Source organism: Promicromonospora sp. NPDC059942, from assembly GCF_042731755.1.
Lineage (GTDB): Bacteria > Actinomycetota > Actinomycetes > Actinomycetales > Cellulomonadaceae > Promicromonospora.
This window is the reverse complement of record NZ_JBHWLR010000008.1, coordinates 208,868-227,935: the sequence shown is the minus strand read 5'-3', so window position 1 is coordinate 227,935 and position 19,068 is coordinate 208,868. Positions and strand designations below refer to the sequence as shown.

Genomic DNA, 19,068 nt, shown 5'->3' with positions numbered 1-19,068 from the left:
GCCGGTCGGCCCGAGAGAACTGAGGAACGACGTGGCAGCAGGCGCGGGCGAGATCCTGCAGCTCATCCGAAGCGGACGGGCGACGACGCGGAGCCAGGTGCTGGAGGCGACGGGGCTCTCCCGCGTCACCGTGGCGCAGCGGATGGACGCGCTCGTGGCGGCGGGGATCGTCCGCGCGGCCGGTGATGCGGGTGCGACGGGCGGACGGCGCTCGGAGCGGTTCGTGTTCGACCCGACGGACTCGCTGGTGCTGGTGGCGGCGCTGGAGCTGGACTCGGCTGTGCTCGCGGTCGTCGATCCACACGGGGCGCTCCTGGCCCGCGCGTCGCTGACCGTGGACCTCTCGGCGGGACCGGAGGCGGTGCTGCCGCAGCTCCTGGACGGCTTCGACGACCTGCTGGCCGACGCCGGGATCAAGCCCGCCGCCGTCGGCGGGGTCGCGCTGTCGGTGCCCGGCCCCGTGGACCCGCACGACCACCGCCTGTCCGATCCGCCGGTGATGCCGGGCTGGGGCGCGTGGCCCGTCGTCGAGGCCGTGCGCGCCCGGTTCGACGTGCCGGTGCACCTCGAGAACGACGCCGACGCGATGGCGTACGGGGAGTTCACCGAGCTCGGCGCCGGGCGGGACGGCAGACCCGAGCCGTTCGTGCTGGTCAAGGTGTCCCGGTTCCTCGGAGCAGGCCTCGTCATCGACGGACGCACCTATCGCGGGACCGACGGCGGGGCGGGCGACATCGGGCACGTCGACGTCGGTGGTGACGCCGTCTGCCGCTGCGGCCGGCGGGGCTGCCTCGCCGCGGAGGCGGGCGGGACGGCGCTGCTGCGCCGCCTCGGCGAGGCGGGGTCCGACGTCGGCTCGCTGGCCGAGCTCCGTGCGCTGGCCGAGCGCGGGGACGCCCTCGTGACGGCGGAGCTGGAGCGGGCTGCGGGGCTGATCGGGCGGGTGTTGGCCGTCGTCGTCGGGGTGCTCAACCCGGCCGACCTCGTCGTGGCCGGCGAGCTTGCGGTGCCTGCCATGATCGCGGGGATCCGCGCGGGCGTGTACGCGGGGGCGCAGCCTCGGGCGACCGCCCGCCTACGGATCCGGGCTGCCGCGCTCGGGCCCGAGGCGGTGCTGGTCGGGCTGGCCCGGGTGGCGATCGACGACCGCTTCTCGGCCGAGGCCGTGGACGCCCGGCTCGGCTGAGTTCGGGTCAGTAGAACCGTTTCGCGCGAGCGGGTGATCTTCGCTCCTTTACTGAGTTGTGATCAGTAAAAGCGTTCCGCGGGGCCATACCCCCGGGTAACTTCTGCGCAGACGCCCACCACCACGGGCTTCGTGCTCGCCAACGACGGCGAGCCCGGCGGGCAGGGGCGCCGGTCCGACAACTTCCGCGGGGCGACGAAGCCCGCAGAACGAGAGGCGAACCGATGACGCAGCTTCATGCATCACCGAGACCACGATCAGGCTTAGGTCCAACGATCTTGACCGCGCTGGGCGTCGCACTGCTGCTCGCCGGTGCGATCGTCGTCACGGCCTTCATGCTCCTCTTCCAGGGGCAGGTCGCGGACGGCGCGACCCGGTTGGCCGACGGCGCGGGAGAGCTGAACGACGGCGTCCAGGCCGACCTGGTCTCCGGCGTCGGCGACCTGGGCGCCGGGGCGACGGACCTCAACGCTGCCGTCCAGGACGAGGTGGTGCCGGGCGTCGAGGCGCTCGCAGACGGGGCGGGCCAGCTCGACTCCGGAGCGGGCGAGCTGCGCGCGGGCGTGATCAAGCTGCACGACGGGTCCAAGAAGATTGCGGACGGCACGGCCGAGACGGCGGAGGACGTCGCCGACCTGGCCGACGCGTCGCTGCAGCTCACCGCCGGTTCCACGAAGCTGAACGCGGGTCTCGGGACGCTGAACACCAAGGCTCCGGAGCTGGCCGACGGCGCGGAGCAGCTCGCTGATGGGTCTGCGCTGGTCCAGGCGGGTGTCGTGAAGGTCAGCGACGGAGTGTCCCCGCTGAACGCGGGTGCGCAGAAGCTGGCTTCCGGGGCCGGTCAGGTGCAGGCCGGCGTGGCGAAGGTCAGCGACGGGGTGACCCCGCTGGATGCGGGTGCGCGTCAGCTCGCGACGGGGTCGCAGAACTTGGCAGCAGGAGTCGGACAGGTCGACGCCGCAGCCAACCAGCTTGCTGACGGGTCCAGCAAGGTGTTCGCCGGAAGCCAGGCGCTGAACGGCGGGCTGTCCCAGCTGGCCGCCAACAACGGGACGATCCTCGGCGGGACCGCCGCGGTTCAGGCCGGGGCGAACGAGCTCGCGGAGGGTGCGGTGTCGCTGGATGCCGGCGTCGACCAGGTCGCAGCCGGGCTCACCCAGCTGCGCTCGGCCACGCCGACGCTGGTCGATGGCGCGGCATCCACGGCGGCAGGCGCCAAGCAGGTCGCTGATGGAGCTGCCCCGGTGGCGGCGGGCGCTGGTGCGGCCGAGACGGGCGCGAAGACGCTGGCCTCAAGCATCGGCGGGCTCGTCACCGGTGCCAACCAGGTCAAGGACGGCAACCTGGGCCTCCAGGAGCAGCTCGCCCAGCTCGCTGGTGCAACGGACGACCCGACGCTGAAGGCTCAGCTCCAGGGACTTGCCGCGGCCTCGGGCGACCTCGCTGTCGGCGCGGGCCAGGTCAGTGCGGGGGCTTCGCAGGCGCAGGACGGTGCGTCCGACCTGGGCACCTCGCTCGGCACTCTGACGGCGGGCGCGAAAGCCGTCTCGGCCGGCGCGCAGCAGGTCGCCGGCGGTTCCGCTCAGGTCTCCGGCGGGGTGCAGCAGGTCGCAGGTGGGCTCACGGCGCTCGAGACCGGCGCGACGAAGCTCGCTGAGGGATCGGAGAAGGCGAAGATCGGTAGCGCGGCGCTGCAGGCCGGCGTCGGGCGGCTTGCGCCCGGGATCCAGACATACGTGGCGGGTGTCGGCTCGGTTCATGCGGGCAGTGCCGGGCTCGTCGCCGGCTCGCAGCAGCTCGCCGGAGGCAACGCCCAGCTGGCCCAGAGCACCCCGCTCCTCTTCTCGGGTGCCACGCAGGTGGCCAACGGGAACACCGAGCTCGCTGCGGGAACGGGTCAGCTCAAGGGCAAGCTGCCTGAGCTGCTGTCGGGTGCCACGCGGGTCGCTGACGGGAACAGCGAGCTCGCTGCCGGCACCGGTCAGCTCAAGGGCAAGCTGCCTGAGCTGCTCTCGGGTGCCACCCGGGTCGCCGACGGCAACGCCGAGCTCGCGGGCCAGACGCCTGCCCTTGTCTCCGGGGTCGGACAGCTCTACGACGGTTCCGGCCGCCTGGTCGACGGCATCATCCAGGTGCGCGACCGCGTCGTCCCCAAGGTCGAGAAGTCGCAGAGGCTGGCCGACGGGTCGGTCAAGGTCCGCGACGGGCTCAAGGAGGCCCGGGTGGGCACCCGCACGCTCGTCCAGGGCACGGGTGCGCTGGACGAGGGCACCCAGAAGCTGGCCGGCGGCGCCGTGACACTGGCCGACGGCACGCAGCAGCTTGCCGACGGTTCCACGAAGCTCGTCGCGGGCACCACGGAGGTGGCGTCCGGTACGGCGCTCCTGTCCGACGGCACGGGCGAGCTCCGCACCAGGGTGGATGGTTCGGGGGCTGGCGCCGTCGGCATCGGCGTCGTCATCTTCGCGGCGCTCGGCCTGCTGGCGGCCGTCGCAGGCCTGATCCTGCTGGGTCGGCGCCGCGTCTGACGTGATCGGCGGCGGCCTGGTGGGGCCGCCGCCGGTCACCCTTGATCGCCGGGAACGGAGCACCCGCTCCGTTTCCGGCGATCGTCATGTCAGCGCCGAGCTGTCACAGCTCCGCTGTCACAGCTCCGCGAGCATCTCGTCCAGGCGGTCGATCTCCGCCATCTGGTCCGCGGCGATGTTGTTCGCCAGCTCCAGCACCCGCTCCTCGCTGCCCGACCCGGCGACGTCCTTGCACATGGCGAGGGCACCCTCGTGGTGCTTGATCATGCCCTCCAGGTACAGCCGGTCGAACTCCGCCCCGGACGCGTCCTCGATCTCCGCCATCTCGGCGTCGGTCAGCATGCCGGGCATGTCGGCGTCGTGCCCGTGCTCCGGCGCTCGCGGACCCTCGCCGTCCCCGCCCTCCGCGGTCACGGGCACGGGGTAGTCGTTGTCCTCCAGCCAGCCGGACATGAGGTCGATCTCGCTGGCCTGCACCACGTCGATCCGGCTCGCGAACTTCTTGAGCTGCTCGGACTCGGTGCGCTCCGGTGCGAGCACCGACATCTCGATCGCCTGCCCGTGGTGCCAGATCATGTCGGTCAGGAACTCGGCGTCCGCCTTCGAGAACGGCGCCTCCGCGTTCGGCGCCCCCTCGTAGTCCTCGGGCGCGATGGTCTGTGCGGGCTCCCCCGGCTTGCCCGGCTGCACGACCACCGAGCTCGGCGTCGAGACCGCCTCCGGTACCTCGTCCGGGCTGCAGGCCGAGAGCACGAGGGTCGGCGCGATCACGGCCAGGCCGATCACGGCCGTCCGGGCGCGGGCTCGTCGTCCGGCACCTGTCAGCGTCTTCACGGGCGATCCTCTCGTACGGGCTGAAGTCCGCGTCATCGACCGGTCATCGGCTCCCCTGCTCCGGGGTCGCGACAAACCATGGACGACGCTGACGCCGGAATCTATCAAGGTGCTGTGACGTGGGAACACCACCGCCGGATGTCGCTTCCGCAGCACTAGGTGATGGTTTGTCACCACCATGTTAAAGATCCCGAAACTCCTGGTCCTGAGAGGTCCCTGTGAGCAACACTGCCCACAACCGACCTAGGAGGTGTGACGCCCGTGCGTCGTCCAACCTTTACCCGACCTCGTGTGCGGGGCGCCGCCGGCGCCGCCCTGGCAGCGATGATCGCGGCCACGGCCTTCGCGGCGCCCGTCGCCGCGGACGTCGCAGCTCCGGACGTACCCCCGGGCGAGTCTGCGTCCGAGAACATGACCCACCTGAGCAACCAGCCCAAGAACGGCGCCCTCCAGGGCACCGGCTCGGACATCGCGTTCCAGGGCAAGTACGCGTTCGCCGGCAACTACGACGGCTTCACCGTGTACGACCTCTCCGACAAGGAGAACCCGGAGCAGGTCGTGCAGGTCTACTGCCCGGGCTCGCAGAACGACATCTCGGTCTACAAGGACATCCTGGTGCTGTCCACGGACTCGTCCCGCAGCGACGACTCGTGTGCCTCGACGTCCCTCCCCGCCACCGAGAAGGCGGCCTGGGAGGGCATCAAGATCTGGGACATCTCGAACCCGCTCGCCCCGGAGTACATCAAGTCGGTCGAGACCGAGTGCGGTTCGCACACCCACTCGCTCGCGCCGTCCAAGAACGGCAAGGACCTCTACGCCTACGTGTCGTCCTACTCGCCCAACGCGACGTTCCCGGACTGCCAGCCGCCGCACGACTTCATCTCGATCGTGAAGATCCCGGTGAAGAAGCCGACGTCGGCCGAGCTGGTCGCCACGCCCGTGCTGTTCCCGGACGGCGGCTACGAGGGTGACCCGGACCGTCGTGCCTCCACGACCAGCGGCTGCCACGACATCACCACCTACGCCAAGTACGACCTGGCCGCCGGTGCGTGCATGGGTGACGGCATCCTGCTGGACATCAAGGACCGTGAGCGTCCCCGCGTGATCAGCCAGGTGCGCGACACCGAGAACTTCGCGTTCTGGCACTCGGCCACGTTCAACAACGACGCGACCAAGGTCGTCTTCACCGACGAGCTCGGCGGCGGCGGTCTCGCGACCTGCACCGGCGAGTATGCGCCGGAGCTGGGCGCCAACGGCATCTACGACATCGAGCGCGGGCGCCACGGCAAGACGGAGCTCGAGTTCGCGTCGTACTACAAGATCCCCCGGATCAACACCGCCAATGAGAACTGCGTGGCGCACAACGGCTCGCTCATCCCGGTCAAGGGCAAGGACCTGATGGTCCAGTCCTGGTACCAGGGCGGCGTCTCGGTGTACGACTTCACGGACTCGCACAACCCGCGTGAGGTCGCCTGGTTCGACCGCGGCGAGGGCGTGAGCAGCGGCGGTACGTGGTCCACGTACTACTACAACGGCTACGCCTACTCGAACGACCTCGGCATCGGTTTCGACACGTTCGACATCGACGACTCGATCGACGGCAAGGCCGAGCGGGTCAAGCAGAAGTCGCTCAACCCGCAGATGCAGGAGCCGTTCGGGCACTGACCCGAACGTCTGACGACGTCTGACACCCGAGGCCCATCGGCAGTTCGCTGCCGGTGGGCCTCGGCATCTCCTTTGAGACTGGGGTTTCTCCCTTTTGAGCGGCCGTAAGGCGGAGAAACCCCAGCCTCAAAGGGGAGGGCCTGGTCAGCCCGTTGCGCGAAGCACACCGCATCAGGGTTTTCCGTGATGGCGCGGACGGTGCTTTGTGTGGGAACCTCCCGGACATGACGCCCCAGGACTCGACGACCGAGGAGACCACCCCGCCGTCGGGCGAGGTGCAGGAGCCCACGCCGTCCGCCTACGGGCTCGGACGGCGGCTGCGGATCATGGGCGCCGTCCTCGCCGGCGGTCTCGCCGTGGTGCTGGCGCTGCTGCTCTGGCTCGGCGTGCTGGTCCCGGCCAAGCAGGAGGCGGCCGGGTACTCGGCCGCCGACTCGGGCTACGCCGCCGTGGCGATCGAGCACAACGCGCAGGCCGTGCAACTCGCCGCTCTCGCGCCGGGACGTTCCACGGACGACGACGTGCTCGCGCTGGCCGTCGAGGTCGGCGAGGCGTCGGCGGGCCGGGTCGACGAGCTCGCCGGCTGGCTGGAGGCGCGGGACATCCCGGTCCCGGCCGCGGGCCGGGAGGCGCTCGCGCTCGCCGAGGGCGGGCTCACGACCGAGGTGCCCGACGACGGCAGCGGGCCCCGGGCGGGCACGACGGCGCACTCCCACGAGGGCGGGAACCACGGCATGCTCACCGACGAGCAGATCGACGCCATGGCCGGCCTGAAGGGCTCGGAGTTCGACATCGCGCTGCTGGCGGCGCTGGTCGAGCACCACTACGGCGGGCTGCAGCCGGCCGACAAGGAGATCGAGGGCGGCACGGACGCCGAGGCCAAGGCGCTGGCGCAGTCCGAGGCGGACGCGATCCGGGTCGAGGTCGAGGACGTCCGCGACCTGCTCGCCGCCGTCGGCGGGCCGGGCTCCACGAACGACCAGACGAACTAGGGCGCCGTGACGAAGATGTCGAACAGCTCCGGGTGGTGGCCGTGCACCAGCACGGCGAACACCACGGCGTCGAACAGCAGGTGCACCGCCACCACGTAGCTGAGCGACTTGAACTTCGCGAAGATCCAGCCCTGGACCAGTGCGAACGGGACGGTCAGGAGCGGGCCCCACTCGCGGTAGCCGAGCTCCCACAGGAACGACACGAAGATCATCGACTGCAGCACGTTGGCCACCCACATGGGGAAGTGCTTGCAGTACAGGGCGAACACGACGCAGATGAAGAACAGCTCGTCCCAGATGCCGACGGCGTTCACGCCGACGAACAGCCGCCAGATGTCCTGGGTGCCGTTCAGGTCGGGCCAGTTCAGGTACGCGCCCGAGCCCAGGAAGTAGAACGGCAGCAGGAAGTATCCGATGATCACCACCAGGGCGAGGTAGATCCACTGCCCGGGGCTCCAGCGCTGTCCGGTCGCCACGGGGAACCGGATCGTGTCCTGCTTGAACACGAACCGGGACAGCGCCCAGGGCACCAGCACCGACCCGCCGAGCGCGAGCGTGAAGCGCAGCATCCCGGCGTCGGACAGGTCGGCCTTCAGCGAGATCAGCGAGATGATCCCCATGCCCACGCCGATCAGCGCCAGGTCGCGGCCCAGCGCGCGGTCGGCCCACAGGCCGAGCGCGATGCCGAGCACCAGCGGCAGGTACGCGACCGGCCGGATGTGGATCGCGAACAGCAGGATCGCGGACGCCGAGACGAGAAAGGCGGCCGTGAGGCGTGCCGGGCCGACCAGCGGCGCGGGCAGGGTGAAGGTCACGGGGACGAGACTCCCATACCGGGCGGGTGCTCCGCTGACCCACGGGCCTGGTTCTTGGTGTTCCGGGACAACTAGAGTCTGTCCGTAGTCAGGATTCACCCAGCATCCGGCCCGCTGTGGGCCGGCCACCCGGCAAGGAGGCCGTCGTGCGCTCACCCGAGCACGTTGAGCTCGTTCGGAACAACCCGGACCTTCCCCCGGTCGCGGTCATCGACCGCAGACCCATGACCAACGGCAAGAAGCTCGTCTTCGCCGCGATCGGACTCGTCACGGCGATCGCGTGGGCCCTGGTCGCGTTCGTCCGCGGCGAGTCGGTCAACGGCGCGTACTTCGTGGTCGCCGCCGTCGGCACCTACGTCATCGCCTACCGCTTCTACGCCCGCCTCATCGAGTACAAGGTCGTGCGCCCGCGGGACGACCGGGCGACGCCGGGCGAGGAGCACGAGAACGGCAGCGACTACGCCCCGACCGACCGCCGCGTGCTGTTCGGCCACCACTTCGCGGCCATCGCGGGCGCCGGCCCGCTGGTCGGCCCCGTGCTCGCGGCCCAGATGGGCTACCTGCCCGGCACCCTGTGGATCATCATCGGCGCCGTGCTGGCCGGCTGTGTCCAGGACTACCTCGTCCTGTGGCTGTCCACCCGCCGCCGCGGCCGCTCGCTCGGCCAGATGATCCGCGACGAGATGGGCTCGGTCGGCGGCGCCGCCGGCCTGATCGGCGTGTTCGTCATCATGATCATCATCCTGGCGGTCCTCGCCCTCGTGGTGGTCAACGCCCTGGCGGAGTCGCCGTGGGGTGTGTTCTCGGTGGGCATGACCATCCCGATCGCCCTCTTCATGGGCGTCTACCTGCGGTACATCCGGCCGGGACGGGTGTCCGAGGTGTCACTCATCGGCGTGGTGCTGCTGGTGCTCGCGATCGTCGCGGGCGGCTGGGTGGCCGACACCACCTGGGGCGCCGAGATGTTCACGCTCGACAAGGTGACCGTCGCCTGGCTCATCGTCGGCTACGGGTTCCTCGCCTCCGTGCTGCCCGTCTGGCTGCTGCTCGCCCCGCGCGACTACCTGTCCACGTTCATGAAGGTGGGCACGATCATCCTGCTGGCCGTGGGCGTCATCATCGCCCAGCCCGCCGTGCAGGCCCCCGCCGTGTCGAGCTTCGCCATCGAGGGCAACGGCCCGGCGTTCGCCGGGTCGCTGTTCCCGTTCCTGTTCATCACCATCGCGTGCGGTGCGCTGTCCGGGTTCCACGCGCTGATCTCGTCCGGCACCAGCCCCAAGCTGGTCGAGAAGGAGAGCCAGCTGCGGCTCATCGGCTACGGCGGCATGCTCACCGAGTCGTTCGTGGCCATCATGGCGCTGGTCACGGCCATCTCGATCGACCAGCACCTGTACTTCACGATGAACGCCCCGGCCACGCTCACGGGCGGCGAGCCCGGCACGGCCGCGGACTACGTGAACGGGCTCGGCCTCGCCGGCCCGCCCGCCACGGCGGCCGACATCCAGGGCGCCGCGGACTCGGTGGGCGAGGAGTCGATCGTCTCGCGCACCGGCGGCGCGCCCACCCTCGCCTTCGGCATGTCCCAGATCCTGGGCTCGTTCCTCGGCGGCTCCGCGATGACGGCGTTCTGGTACCACTTCGCGATCATGTTCGAGGCGCTGTTCATCCTCACCACGGTCGACGCCGGCACGCGCGTCGCCCGCTTCATGCTGTCCGACACGCTCGGCAACCTCGGCGGCCCGCTCAAGAAGTTCCGCGACCCGTCCTGGCGCGTGGGCGCGTGGATCTGCTCGATCGTCGTGTGCGGTCTGTGGGGCGCCATCCTGCTGATGGGCGTCACCGACCCGCTGGGCGGCATCAACACGCTGTTCCCGCTGTTCGGCATCGCCAACCAGCTCCTCGCCGCGATGGCGCTCGCCCTGGTCACGGTGGTCGTGGTCAAGAAGGGCTACCTCAAGTGGGCGTGGATCCCCGCGGTCCCGCTGGTCTGGGACCTCGCGGTGACCATGACGGCGTCGTTCCAGAAGATCTTCTCGCCCGAGCCGAGCCTGGGGTACTGGGCGCAGCACAACGCGTTCCGCGGGGCGCGAGAGGCGGGCGAGACGTCGTTCGGCACGGCCGCCGACCCCGCGGCGATGGACGCGGTCATCCGCAACACGTTCCTGCAGGGCACCCTGTCGATCGTGTTCGCGGTGCTCGTGCTGGTCGTGGCCCTGGTGGCGCTGTGGGTGTGCGTCAAGGCGATCCGGGCGGGCGGCCTGCCGACGACGGAGGAGCCGGACGCCGAGTCCGCCACCTTCGCGCCGTCGGGCCTCATCCCGACCGACGTCGAGAAGGAGGTGGCGGCCGAGTGGACCGCCTACTACGAGGCCAACCCGGACAAGATCCGGACGGGGACGCACGCATGAGTGCGCTCGCGGCACGGACCCCCGGGCCGTTCGACGTCGTCCGCCGGGGTTGGCGCGCCCTGACCTGGTACGTCACCGGGGTGCTGGGCGAGAGCGACTACCAGCGGTACGTGGCGCACCTGCGCCGCGCCCACCCGGACGCCGCGGTGCCGACCGTCGGCGAGTTCTGGCGGGACCGCTACGCGGCGCAGGACGCGAACCCGGGCGCCCGCTGCTGCTGACCGGACGCCTCCGTGTCAGGCGTACAGGTCACTCCGGTGACGTGTACGCCTGACACGCGCAGGGCTATGTCAGGTGGTCGAAGTCGCCGTTGGTCCAGGCCGCGTGGCGGTCCGCCGAACGCAGCACGATGTCGCGGGCGTCGACCGGGATGACGCCCCGGAAGTTGTTGTAGAGCCGGTCGAACTCGAAGCGCGCCACGTGGTGCGCCACGCGCCGCACCACCGGGCCCGACAGCGGGATCCGGTTCGGGTAGCTGCGCATGAAGGACACCGACGTGCGGTCGGGGTTGGCGAAGATGGTGTCGCCGCTCAGCAGCACGCCCTTGCCCGCCGCGCCCGACGCCCAGTGCGCCACCGCTGATCCCGGGAAGTGCCCGCCCGGCTGGCTGAGCGTCACGCCGGGCAGGATCTCGCGGTCGCCCTTCCACAGCTCGACGGCGTCGTCGGTCCGGGCGAGCCAGCCGGCGTCGGCCTCGCTGACCAGGATCGGCACCCCGCCGAGGCGACGGCTCCACTCGACCTGCACCCCGTACATGTGCGGGTGGCTCGCCACGATGAACGCCAGCCCGCCGAGCTCGCGCACGGCGTCCACCGCGGCGTCGTCCACGTAGCCGGGGACGTCGAACATGAGGTTGCCCGCCGCGGTCCGGACGATCTTCGCGGTGGGGCCGATGCCGACGTCGGGCACCGTGTTCAGGCCGTACAGGTCCGGCTCCAGCTCCTCGACCGCGATGCTCTCCCCCGCGGCCGAGAGCTCCTCCAGCGTGGTCCAGCGCTGGCCGTCGGCGGGCACCCACTGGCGTTCGTCGGCGCAGACGGCGCACACCTCGGGCCGCGACTCGTGCTCCACACCGCAGGTGCTGCAGATCCAGAACGTCATGCGAGGACTTCCCTTCGTCGGGCCGGCGCTCCGCCACGTCGCGTCAGCCGGTGCTCCGCCACCTTGCGTCACCGTGCCGGCCGTGTCCAGCAATCATCGTCCGGGATGCCCGTCTCCGCCTTCAGGTGGAAGCGGTCGTGCCCCCGGTTTCCTACGCTGGGGGCATGGCCGTAGCCCCACCTCAGCCGGACTCCCGGCGCTCCGACGCCGACGCGCGGCGCCCCGACGCCGACGCCGATGCCCGTCGCGCCGATGCCCGGCGGCCCGACGCACCGTCCGGCCGCGCCCGGAGCGCCGCCGGCCGCCTGGCCGACTGGTTCGGCGTCGACTCCGACTGGGAGCGGGTGCCCGCCGGGCGCGACGCCTACCGCCGGGACCTGCTGCTGGGCGCCGGTTTCGCGATCTTCGCGGCGCTCTCGATCGAGCTCGGCCACAGCATGGGCCTCTTCGAGGGCGTCGACGTGCCGCTGTGGCTGGTCTTCGTGCTCGGGGTGGCCAGCACGGTGCCGCTGGCGTGGCGGCGCCGCTATCCGCTGGTGTCGCTGGTGCTGGTGTACGCGGCGTGGCTCGCGCTCGGGCTGACCATCCCGCCCATCACGATGCTCATGCCGATGCAGATCATGTACTTCGTCGCGATGTTCACCGCGGTGGCCTGGGCGCGCGACCGGCGGGCGATGCTCATCGTGGTCAGCGCGTGCACCATGGTCATGTTCGGCTGGATCGCCTGGATGTTCGCGGTGCAGCAGGGTATCGAGACGCTCCTGGAGGAGTTTCCGACGCCGGCCGACTGGCCCGGCCAGGTGGACCCGTACCTCGCCAGTGCGGTGTACCAGGTGATCATGAACATCGCGTTCTTCGGCGGCGCGGTGCTGGCGGGGCAGATGCAGTGGAACGCTGCGCGCCGCCGGGAGCTCCTCGCCGAACAGGCGGTCACGATCGAGCGGCAGGCGGCCGCCCTCACCGACCAGGCCGTGGTCACCGAGCGGGTGCGGATCGCGCGCGAGCTGCACGACGTCGTCGCGCACCACGTGTCGGTGATCGGCATCCAGGCGGCCGCCGCGCGCCGGGTGCTGGACCGGGATCCCGCCCGGGCGGCCGAGGCCCTGGCCACGATCGAGCGCGAGTCACGCGAGGGCGTCACGCAGATGCGGAACCTGGTGGGCACCCTGCGCACCGTGCCCGACGGCGCGCCCGCCGGGTCGGACGGCGCCTCCCGTGCGCCCGAACCCGGGCTGGCCGACCTCCCGGCGCTGGCCGCCGCCGAGGACGACGGGCTGGACACCACGTACCGGCAGGTCGAGGAGCCGCCCGGTGCGGCCCGCGACGTGCCTGATCCCATGGGGCTGAGCCTCTACCGCACCGCCCAGGAGGCGATGGCGAACGTGCGGAAGCACTCGACGGCCCGGTCCGCGACGGTCACGCTCCGCGTGGTCCGCGGCCCGGAGGCGTTGGCGGACGAGCGCTTCGCGCACGGCTACGCGGAGGTGGAGGTGCTCGACGACGGTAGGCCCCGCCACGGGACATCCGGCTCGGGGCTCGGCCAGCTCGGGATCCGGGAGCGCGTCTCCACGCACCGCGGCGTGGTCGAGATCGGGCCACGGGCGATCGGTGGGTACCGCGTGCGCGTGCGGCTGCCGCTGCCCGCTCCGGAGGCCCCGCCGGCCGTGCAGCCCGCGGCCCGGCCCGCCGCGCGGCCCACCGCCCGACCCGTCGCCCGGACCGAGGTCGCCGGATGACGCGCGTGCTGCTGGTCGACGACCAGGCGCTGGTGCGCTCCGGCTTCTCCCTCATCCTCTCGGTGGAGGACGACCTCGAGGTGGTCGGCGAGGCCGGCGACGGTGCGACGGCGATCGAGCTGACGCGTGAGCTGCGCCCCGACATCGTGCTCATGGACGTGCAGATGCCCGTCATGGACGGCATCGAGGCCACCCGTCGCATCGTCACCGAGGACCTGGCCAAGGTGCTGGTGCTGACCACCTTCGACCACGACGAGTACGTGTTCGACGGCCTCGCGGCCGGCGCCTCCGGCTTCCTGCTGAAGAACTCGGACGCGGAGCACCTCGTGGAGGCCGTGCGGACCGTGGCGGCCGGGCACGCGCTCCTGGCCCCGCAGATCACGCGGCGGGTGATCGAGCAGATGGTGGCGGGGGAGCGGCCGTCGTCGGGCACCGTGGGTGCCCCGCGCCAGACGACGAAGCCGGCGCCCGCCGGGCTCGCGCTCCTCACCCCGCGCGAGCGGGAGGTGCTGGAGCTCGTCGGCACCGGGCTGTCGAACGCGGAGATCGCCTCGACGCTGTTCCTCGGCGAGGCGACGGTCAAGACGCACGTCTCGAACGTGCTGTCCAAGCTGCACCTGCGCGACCGCGTCCAGGCCGTGGTCCTGACCCACCGCCTGGGCCTGGTCTGAGCCGGCCTGGTCTGCCCGAGTGAAGTGCGCTTCTACCCAGTCATCTGGCCCGAAACAGGGCGGGTTTCGGGCCAGATGGCGGGGTAGGCGAAGAAAGCGCGTCGCGCGCATTCTTCGGTCCGGCATAAACGCCGGAAATGGACTATTCAGCCTATTCCGCGGAAGGGCTCGCCGAAGGTTCCGGTGACGGGCTGGTCGACGGCTCCGGGGTCGGTTCCGCCGAGGGCTCCGGGGTCGGCTCGGGCGTCGGCTCCGGCGTCGGAGTGGGCGACGGCTCCGGCGTCGGCCGCGACGTCGGCTCGACTGAGGGCTCCGGCGTGGGCTCCTCCGACGGCGGCGGTTCGGACGGCTCGGGCGTCGGCTCCGGGGTGGGCGTCGGCGTCGGTGTCGGCGTGGGGGTCGGCGTGGGCGTGGGCCGCGGCGTCGGCTTCTGCGTCGGCGGGTCGGTCGGCTTCGGCGTGGGCCTCGTGGTCGGCGGGGCCGGCGGCACGGGGTTGCCCGCGCCGGGGTTGACGTCCGGGCCCGGGGCGACCGGACGGTCGCTCGCCGGCGGCTCGTAGGTCTTCCCCGTGCTGCCGGGCGTGCTCTCCTGCGCCGGCGGCGGCGGCGTGTACGTGAACGGGTTCTTCTGCGGCGCGGGCTTGCCGTGCACGTCGACCGTCCCGTTCTCGCCGGACCCGGCCACGGGCTCACGCTTCAGCATCATGGGCGGCAGCCCCTGGAGGGTGTCGGCCGACGTGGGCCCCGCCGACGTCAGCCGGTTCTGGTCCTTGCCGGCCGGCTGCACGGCGACGGCACCCATGATCCCGGCCGTCAGCACCAAGGCCGCGGCCGTTCCTGTGACGAACAAACGCTTGCGCACGCTTCGCTCCCCCTGCGGTTCAGATGTTGCCCGGTGCCCCTCTGCCACGACGCTCCGCCCCGAGGGGCCGGACGGCCGTTCGTCCGGCGGAGTGCCTTGCACATCTCTCCGCGGACGGGCATTCGAACAGTTCAGGGCCGCCCTTGTTACGAGCGGCGTTCCGGACGGGACAATACGTGGCAGAACGACGACGGCAACCGGAACGTGTAATACCAGATCAAAGCCCGCGCGCCGGGGTGTGTGGTCGGCAGAATGTCGCAAGATCGGCAACTCGGAATACCGACTTCCTGACATTTCGCCGATCACCGACCAGGCCCGCCCCGCCGCCCCGCCCAGCGGGGGAGTGCGGGTCCGACTTCCGGTGGATCCCGCGGGCTGCGCCGGGCCTCTAGCGTGAGGGCCATGAGCGATCTGGAGGTGCGGGAGCTGACCCGCGTGTTCGCCTCGGGCGACACACCCCGGCGGGCGGTGGACGGCGTGAGCTTCACCGCGGCGTCGGGCCTGCTCACCGGGTTCGTCGGTGGCAACGGTGCCGGCAAGACCACCACCATGCGGATGATCATGGGTGTCCTGGCGATCACGAGCGGCGAGGTCCTTTTCGACGGCGCCCCCGTCACCCGCCACGACCGCCGCGAGTTCGGCTACATGCCCGAGGAGCGCGGCCTCTACCCCAAGCAGCCCGTGCTCGACCAGCTCGTCTACCTGGCGCGGCTGCGCGGCATCGACGCCCCCGCCGCCCGCCGCGAGGTGCTGGAGCACCTCGACCGGCTGGGGCTCGCGGGCCGGGCGAAGGACCACGTGGAGAAGCTGTCGCTCGGCAACCAGCAGCGGGTGCAGATCGTCGCGGCAGTCATGGGGCAGCCCAAGGCGCTCGTGCTCGACGAGCCGTTCAGCGGGCTCGACCCCGCCGCCGTCGACGCCATGGCCGACCTGCTGCGCGAGCACACCCGGCGCGGCGTCCCCGTGCTGTTCAGCTCGCACCAGCTCGACCTCGTGGAGCGGCTGTGCGAGCGGCTCGTCATCCTGGGCGGGGGTCGCCTCCTCGCGGACGGCACCCCCGACGGCCTGCGCGCCCAGGGCGTGACCCGGCACCGGCTGGTCCTGTCCGGCGACGCCGGCTTCGTGCGCGGCGTGCCCGGCGTGCTCGCCGTCGACGTGGACGGCTCGTCCGCCCTGGTCGAGGTGCTCGACGACGCCGCGGCGACCCGCCTCCTGACGGCGGCCCTGGACCGGGGCGCCGTCCAGGAGTTCTCCCCGGTGCGGCCGACGCTGGCCCAGATCTACCGCGAGGTGACCTCATGAGCAGCGCATGGATGCTGGTGGCGACCCGCGAGATCGTGGTGCGGGCGCTCAACAAGGGGTTCCTGCTCGGCCTCGCGATCACCGTCGCGATGATCGGCGGGCTGGTCGGCTTCAGCGCGTACATGGACGGGCGCACCGAGTCGTTCGACGTCGCCGTCGTGGCCGGGGACGACGCCGCGCTCGCGGCCGTCGAGTCGGCCCGCGACGAGGCGGCGGCGTCGGACCAGAACATCGAGCTCGACGTCGTCCCGGTCGCCGACACGGCCGCCGCCGAGGCAGCCCTCGAGGACGAGACCGCCGACGCCTGGCTCACCTCCGACGGCGGGTCCGGCTGGTCCCTCTCCGGGTGGCGCGAACCCGACGGCGACCTCGCCGGCCTGCTCGGCACCACCGTGCGCGACCAGGTCATGACCGACCGCGCGACCGGCGCCGGCACCACCATCGAGGCCCTCACGGCGGGCAGCGAGATCGAGACCCAGCGCCTCGACGGCAACCCCGTGGACCCGCAGGTCGTGTTCCTCGCGGGGTTCGTGCTCGCGTTCCTGTTCTTCACGGGCGCGGTCGGCTCGGGCGCGATGATCGCGGGCAGCGTCATCGAGGAGAAGCAGTCCCGGCTGGTCGAGATCATCGCGACCGCCGTCCCGCTCCGGCAGCTCCTGGCGGGCAAGATCATCGGCAGCTCCGTGATCGCGCTGGCCCAGAACCTCCTGCTGGCCGCCGTCGGGCTCGTCGGGCTCTCGTTCACCGACCTCTCGGCCGCCCTGCCCGCGATGACGGCCACGATGATCTGGTTCGTCGTGTTCTTCACCGTCGGGTTCGTCGCCGTCGCGGCCCTGTACGCGGTCGCAGGCTCGCTCGCGTCCCGCACCGAGGACCTCCAGTACACGACGACGCCGCTGATGATGCTGCTCATGGGCGTCTACATCGTGACGTTCTCGGCCGACGGCGTGCTCGAGCGGGTCCTGTCCTACATCCCGCCCGCGTCCATCGTGTCGATGCCCGTGCGGGTGCTCAACGGCGACGCGCTCTGGTGGGAGCCGCTCGTGTCGCTCCTCGTCCTCGTGGTCACCACGCTGGGCGCCGTGCTGCTCAGCGAGCGCGCCTACCGGGGCGCGCTGATGCAGACCGGCGGCCGGGTCACGTGGAGATCGGCCCTGGCCACGGACCGGGGCACTACCCTCGGGGCGTGACCGAACGCACCCAGCCCGACTCCGCCGCGCCCGGGAGCTCCGACCCCGAGAAGGTGCACACCTTCGACCTGATCGACGAGGTCCCGGGCGCGTCCGGCAGGATTGCCGGCCCCGACGGCGCCAGTCCCGACGGCGCCGACCCCGACGACGACGGCACCGCGGCCGACCCGGACGGAGAGCCGGCACCGCGGGAGCCCGGACGGGTCGCGGTGGCGCTCGCGGGTGCCCGCACCGCGGTCGGGCGGACGGCGCGGCGGGGCGGGGCGGCCGTCCGTCGTCGGCTGCCGACCACCCGCCGGGGCAAGGTGCTGCTGGCGGGCGGCACGGCGGCCGTCGTGGTGCTGGCGGTCGTGGCGGGCGTGCTGGTCGACGGCCGGCTGCGGCACCAGGCGCTGCTGGCCGCCCCGGGCGGCGTGCGGAGCCTGGCGGAGCAGCCCACCGAGCAGTGGTCCCTCGACCTGGAGAACCCGATCTCGGCGACCCTGGTCGAGATGCCGGGGCTCCTCGCGGTCGTCGAGGGCGAACAGGTCCGCGGCGTGGACCCGGCCACGGGCGAGGTGCGCTGGACCGTGCACGTGGGGCAGTACCCGGACTGCGGCCCGACGGGGCGGCTCGGCGTGGGTGGCCCGGTGTCCGCCGCACCGGCCGACCCCCTGGTCTGCGTCAGCTCCGGTGACGACCCGCAGGAGGTGACGGTCATCCAGCCGGACGGCGCGACGGCGAGCCGCGAGCTCGACGAGGGCGCCGTGGTCGCCCCGTCCGCCGACGGCACGCTGATCACGTTCGAGCTCACGGGCAAGGTGCCGGAGCCGCGCCCCGTCGTGGTCGACAAGATGGGCGCCGCCCACCTCCCGAAGGGGTTCACGGCGCCCGACCTGGTGGTGCGCGAGGTGGACGCCGCCACCGGCACGGAGCGCTGGAGCGAGACCGTCGCGTTCGGCGCCCCGCTGCCCGAGAGCTGCGTGACCTACGACGACAACGCGCCGAAGCTGGACGTCGCCGGCGCCCTCGGCTGGACCCTGCTCGACGGCGTCCTGGAGGTGCAGGGCTGCGGCGTCTCCGCCGCGCTCCTGCTCGACGGCACGCGGCTCGACGATCCCGAGGACCCCGCGGACGCCCCGGCCGGCGGCCTGGACACCGCCTCGTTCGCGGCCCTGCCCGACGGCGGCTGGGTGCAGCCGGCGCCGGAGCCCGCCGCCGACGGCACGCCCCGCGACGCGGTGCACCTCCCGGACGGCGGTGCGGTGACCCTCGACGGCCGGGCCCTCGTGCCGTGGGCCACCGACGGCCGGGACCCGGGGCTGCTGCTGACCCGCGTGGGCACGCGGACGAGCGCCGTGTCCACGGACGCGAAGGACGCCGGGGAGGTGCTCTGGACCGTGCCCGACCTCGCCGTCGTCGCGGTGCTGGCCCGGGTGTCCGGTACCGCCGTGGTCATGGACGAGAAGGGCGAGGTGCACGGGATCGACCTCGGCACCGGCGCGGAGCGCTGGACCGTCGAGCCCGACGTCCTCTCCACGCACGGCAACGCCTGGACCGTGGAGTCGATGATCTTCGGGGCCTACACGGACGGCGACACCGTGCTGTTCCCGGCGTCCGCGGACCCTGCGGGCGAGTCCTCCGGGCTGCGGCTGCTCGCGATCGACGTCCGCGACGGCTCGGTGCGCTGGGAGGTCGGGCAGGACACGCCCTACACACAGGTGATCAGCGTGGACGGGTACGTCGCACAAATCACCCAGCAGGGTGTGGTGGGTCTCGGCTGACTCGCGGGCAGCGCG

At 72.0% G+C, this 19,068-nt stretch carries 15 protein-coding genes; 11 read left to right on the top strand and 4 right to left on the bottom strand.

Features of this window, described 5'->3' with window-relative positions:
- Positions 1 to 31 precede the first annotated feature (31 nt).
- Complete coding sequence (locus tag ACFV9Q_RS15305; RefSeq protein WP_377235105.1) at positions 32 to 1,186, top strand: ROK family protein; 1,155 nt, start codon at positions 32 to 34, stop codon at positions 1,184 to 1,186.
- 278 nt (positions 1,187 to 1,464) lie between these two features.
- The gene (locus ACFV9Q_RS15300; RefSeq protein ID WP_377235104.1) at positions 1,465 to 3,714 is read left to right on the top strand and encodes a hypothetical protein; all 2,250 of its coding nucleotides are present in this window, start codon (positions 1,465 to 1,467) and stop codon (positions 3,712 to 3,714) included.
- A gap of 117 nt (positions 3,715 to 3,831) precedes the next feature.
- Here ACFV9Q_RS15300 and ACFV9Q_RS15295 read toward each other — a convergent pair whose 3' ends face one another.
- Complete coding sequence (locus ACFV9Q_RS15295; protein WP_377235103.1) at positions 3,832 to 4,548, bottom strand: DUF305 domain-containing protein; 717 nt, start codon at positions 4,546 to 4,548, stop codon at positions 3,832 to 3,834.
- A 291-nt stretch (positions 4,549 to 4,839) separates the two neighbouring features.
- Between ACFV9Q_RS15295 and ACFV9Q_RS15290 the strand changes: the two genes are divergently transcribed.
- Together ACFV9Q_RS15290 and ACFV9Q_RS15285 are read left to right on the top strand one after the other, a co-directional pair.
- On the top strand, positions 4,840 to 6,213 hold the full coding sequence (locus ACFV9Q_RS15290) for an LVIVD repeat-containing protein (protein ID WP_377235102.1): 1,374 nt from the start codon (positions 4,840 to 4,842) through the stop codon (positions 6,211 to 6,213).
- Between the two features lie 224 nt (positions 6,214 to 6,437).
- Entirely contained in the window at positions 6,438 to 7,205 is a 768-nt protein-coding gene (locus tag ACFV9Q_RS15285) for a DUF305 domain-containing protein (protein ID WP_377235101.1), read from the top strand.
- Here the strand turns inward: ACFV9Q_RS15285 and ACFV9Q_RS15280 are convergent.
- Positions 7,202 to 8,020, bottom strand: coding sequence for a type II CAAX prenyl endopeptidase Rce1 family protein (locus ACFV9Q_RS15280; RefSeq protein ID WP_377231982.1), 819 nt, complete (start codon positions 8,018 to 8,020; stop codon positions 7,202 to 7,204). The genes ACFV9Q_RS15285 and ACFV9Q_RS15280 overlap by 4 nt on opposite strands.
- Positions 8,021 to 8,166: 146 nt before the next feature.
- Here ACFV9Q_RS15280 and ACFV9Q_RS15275 point away from each other — a divergent pair, with 146 nt between their 5' ends.
- Both ACFV9Q_RS15275 and ACFV9Q_RS15270 read left to right on the top strand, forming a co-directional pair.
- Entirely contained in the window at positions 8,167 to 10,428 is a 2,262-nt protein-coding gene (locus ACFV9Q_RS15275) for a carbon starvation CstA family protein (RefSeq protein WP_377235100.1), read from the top strand.
- The gene (locus tag ACFV9Q_RS15270; protein ID WP_377235099.1) at positions 10,425 to 10,649 is read left to right on the top strand and encodes a YbdD/YjiX family protein; all 225 of its coding nucleotides are present in this window, start codon (positions 10,425 to 10,427) and stop codon (positions 10,647 to 10,649) included. Before ACFV9Q_RS15275 ends, ACFV9Q_RS15270 begins: the two co-directional genes overlap by 4 nt.
- Before the next feature lie 64 nt (positions 10,650 to 10,713).
- Here the strand turns inward: ACFV9Q_RS15270 and ACFV9Q_RS15265 are convergent, their stop codons facing one another.
- Positions 10,714 to 11,529: a hydrolase gene (locus tag ACFV9Q_RS15265; protein WP_377235098.1), complete on the bottom strand. Its 816-nt coding sequence runs from the start codon at positions 11,527 to 11,529 to the stop codon at positions 10,714 to 10,716.
- A gap of 164 nt (positions 11,530 to 11,693) precedes the next feature.
- Between ACFV9Q_RS15265 and ACFV9Q_RS15260 the strand changes: the two genes are divergently transcribed.
- Entirely contained in the window at positions 11,694 to 13,265 is a 1,572-nt protein-coding gene (locus ACFV9Q_RS15260; protein ID WP_377235097.1) for a sensor histidine kinase, read from the top strand.
- A complete protein-coding gene (locus tag ACFV9Q_RS15255; RefSeq protein WP_377235096.1) occupies positions 13,262 to 13,936 on the top strand; it encodes a response regulator in 675 nt (224 codons plus the stop codon). The genes ACFV9Q_RS15260 and ACFV9Q_RS15255 overlap by 4 nt, the downstream gene beginning before the upstream one ends.
- Positions 13,937 to 14,087: 151 nt before the next feature.
- Here the strand turns inward: ACFV9Q_RS15255 and ACFV9Q_RS15250 are convergent, their stop codons facing one another.
- Positions 14,088 to 14,798, bottom strand: coding sequence for a hypothetical protein (locus ACFV9Q_RS15250; protein WP_377235095.1), 711 nt, complete (start codon positions 14,796 to 14,798; stop codon positions 14,088 to 14,090).
- Between the two features lie 402 nt (positions 14,799 to 15,200).
- Between ACFV9Q_RS15250 and ACFV9Q_RS15245 the strand changes: the two genes are divergently transcribed.
- From ACFV9Q_RS15245 to ACFV9Q_RS15235, 3 genes are read left to right on the top strand one after another with little or no spacing between them, the layout of a single operon-like run.
- Positions 15,201 to 16,100 carry an ABC transporter ATP-binding protein gene (locus ACFV9Q_RS15245; RefSeq protein ID WP_377229560.1) on the top strand — a complete coding sequence of 300 codons (900 nt, stop codon included), beginning with the start codon at positions 15,201 to 15,203 and terminating at the stop codon, positions 16,098 to 16,100.
- The gene (locus ACFV9Q_RS15240; RefSeq protein WP_377235094.1) at positions 16,097 to 17,290 is read left to right on the top strand and encodes an ABC transporter permease; all 1,194 of its coding nucleotides are present in this window, start codon (positions 16,097 to 16,099) and stop codon (positions 17,288 to 17,290) included. Before ACFV9Q_RS15245 ends, ACFV9Q_RS15240 begins: the two co-directional genes overlap by 4 nt.
- Entirely contained in the window at positions 17,287 to 19,053 is a 1,767-nt protein-coding gene (locus ACFV9Q_RS15235; protein ID WP_377235093.1) for a PQQ-binding-like beta-propeller repeat protein, read from the top strand. Before ACFV9Q_RS15240 ends, ACFV9Q_RS15235 begins: the two co-directional genes overlap by 4 nt.
- Positions 19,054 to 19,068 lie beyond the last annotated feature (15 nt).

Coding starts and splice junctions, on each gene's coding strand:
- ACFV9Q_RS15285 (WP_377235101.1), top strand. CDS start 6,438: ATGACGCCCCAGGACTCGACGACCGAGGAGACCACCCCGCCGTCGGGC.
- ACFV9Q_RS15270 (WP_377235099.1), top strand. CDS start 10,425: ATGAGTGCGCTCGCGGCACGGACCCCCGGGCCGTTCGACGTCGTCCGC.
- ACFV9Q_RS15265 (WP_377235098.1), bottom strand. CDS start 11,529: ATGACGTTCTGGATCTGCAGCACCTGCGGTGTGGAGCACGAGTCGCGG.
- ACFV9Q_RS15260 (WP_377235097.1), top strand. CDS start 11,694: ATGGCCGTAGCCCCACCTCAGCCGGACTCCCGGCGCTCCGACGCCGAC.
- ACFV9Q_RS15255 (WP_377235096.1), top strand. CDS start 13,262: ATGACGCGCGTGCTGCTGGTCGACGACCAGGCGCTGGTGCGCTCCGGC.
- ACFV9Q_RS15245 (WP_377229560.1), top strand. CDS start 15,201: ATGAGCGATCTGGAGGTGCGGGAGCTGACCCGCGTGTTCGCCTCGGGC.
- ACFV9Q_RS15240 (WP_377235094.1), top strand. CDS start 16,097: ATGAGCAGCGCATGGATGCTGGTGGCGACCCGCGAGATCGTGGTGCGG.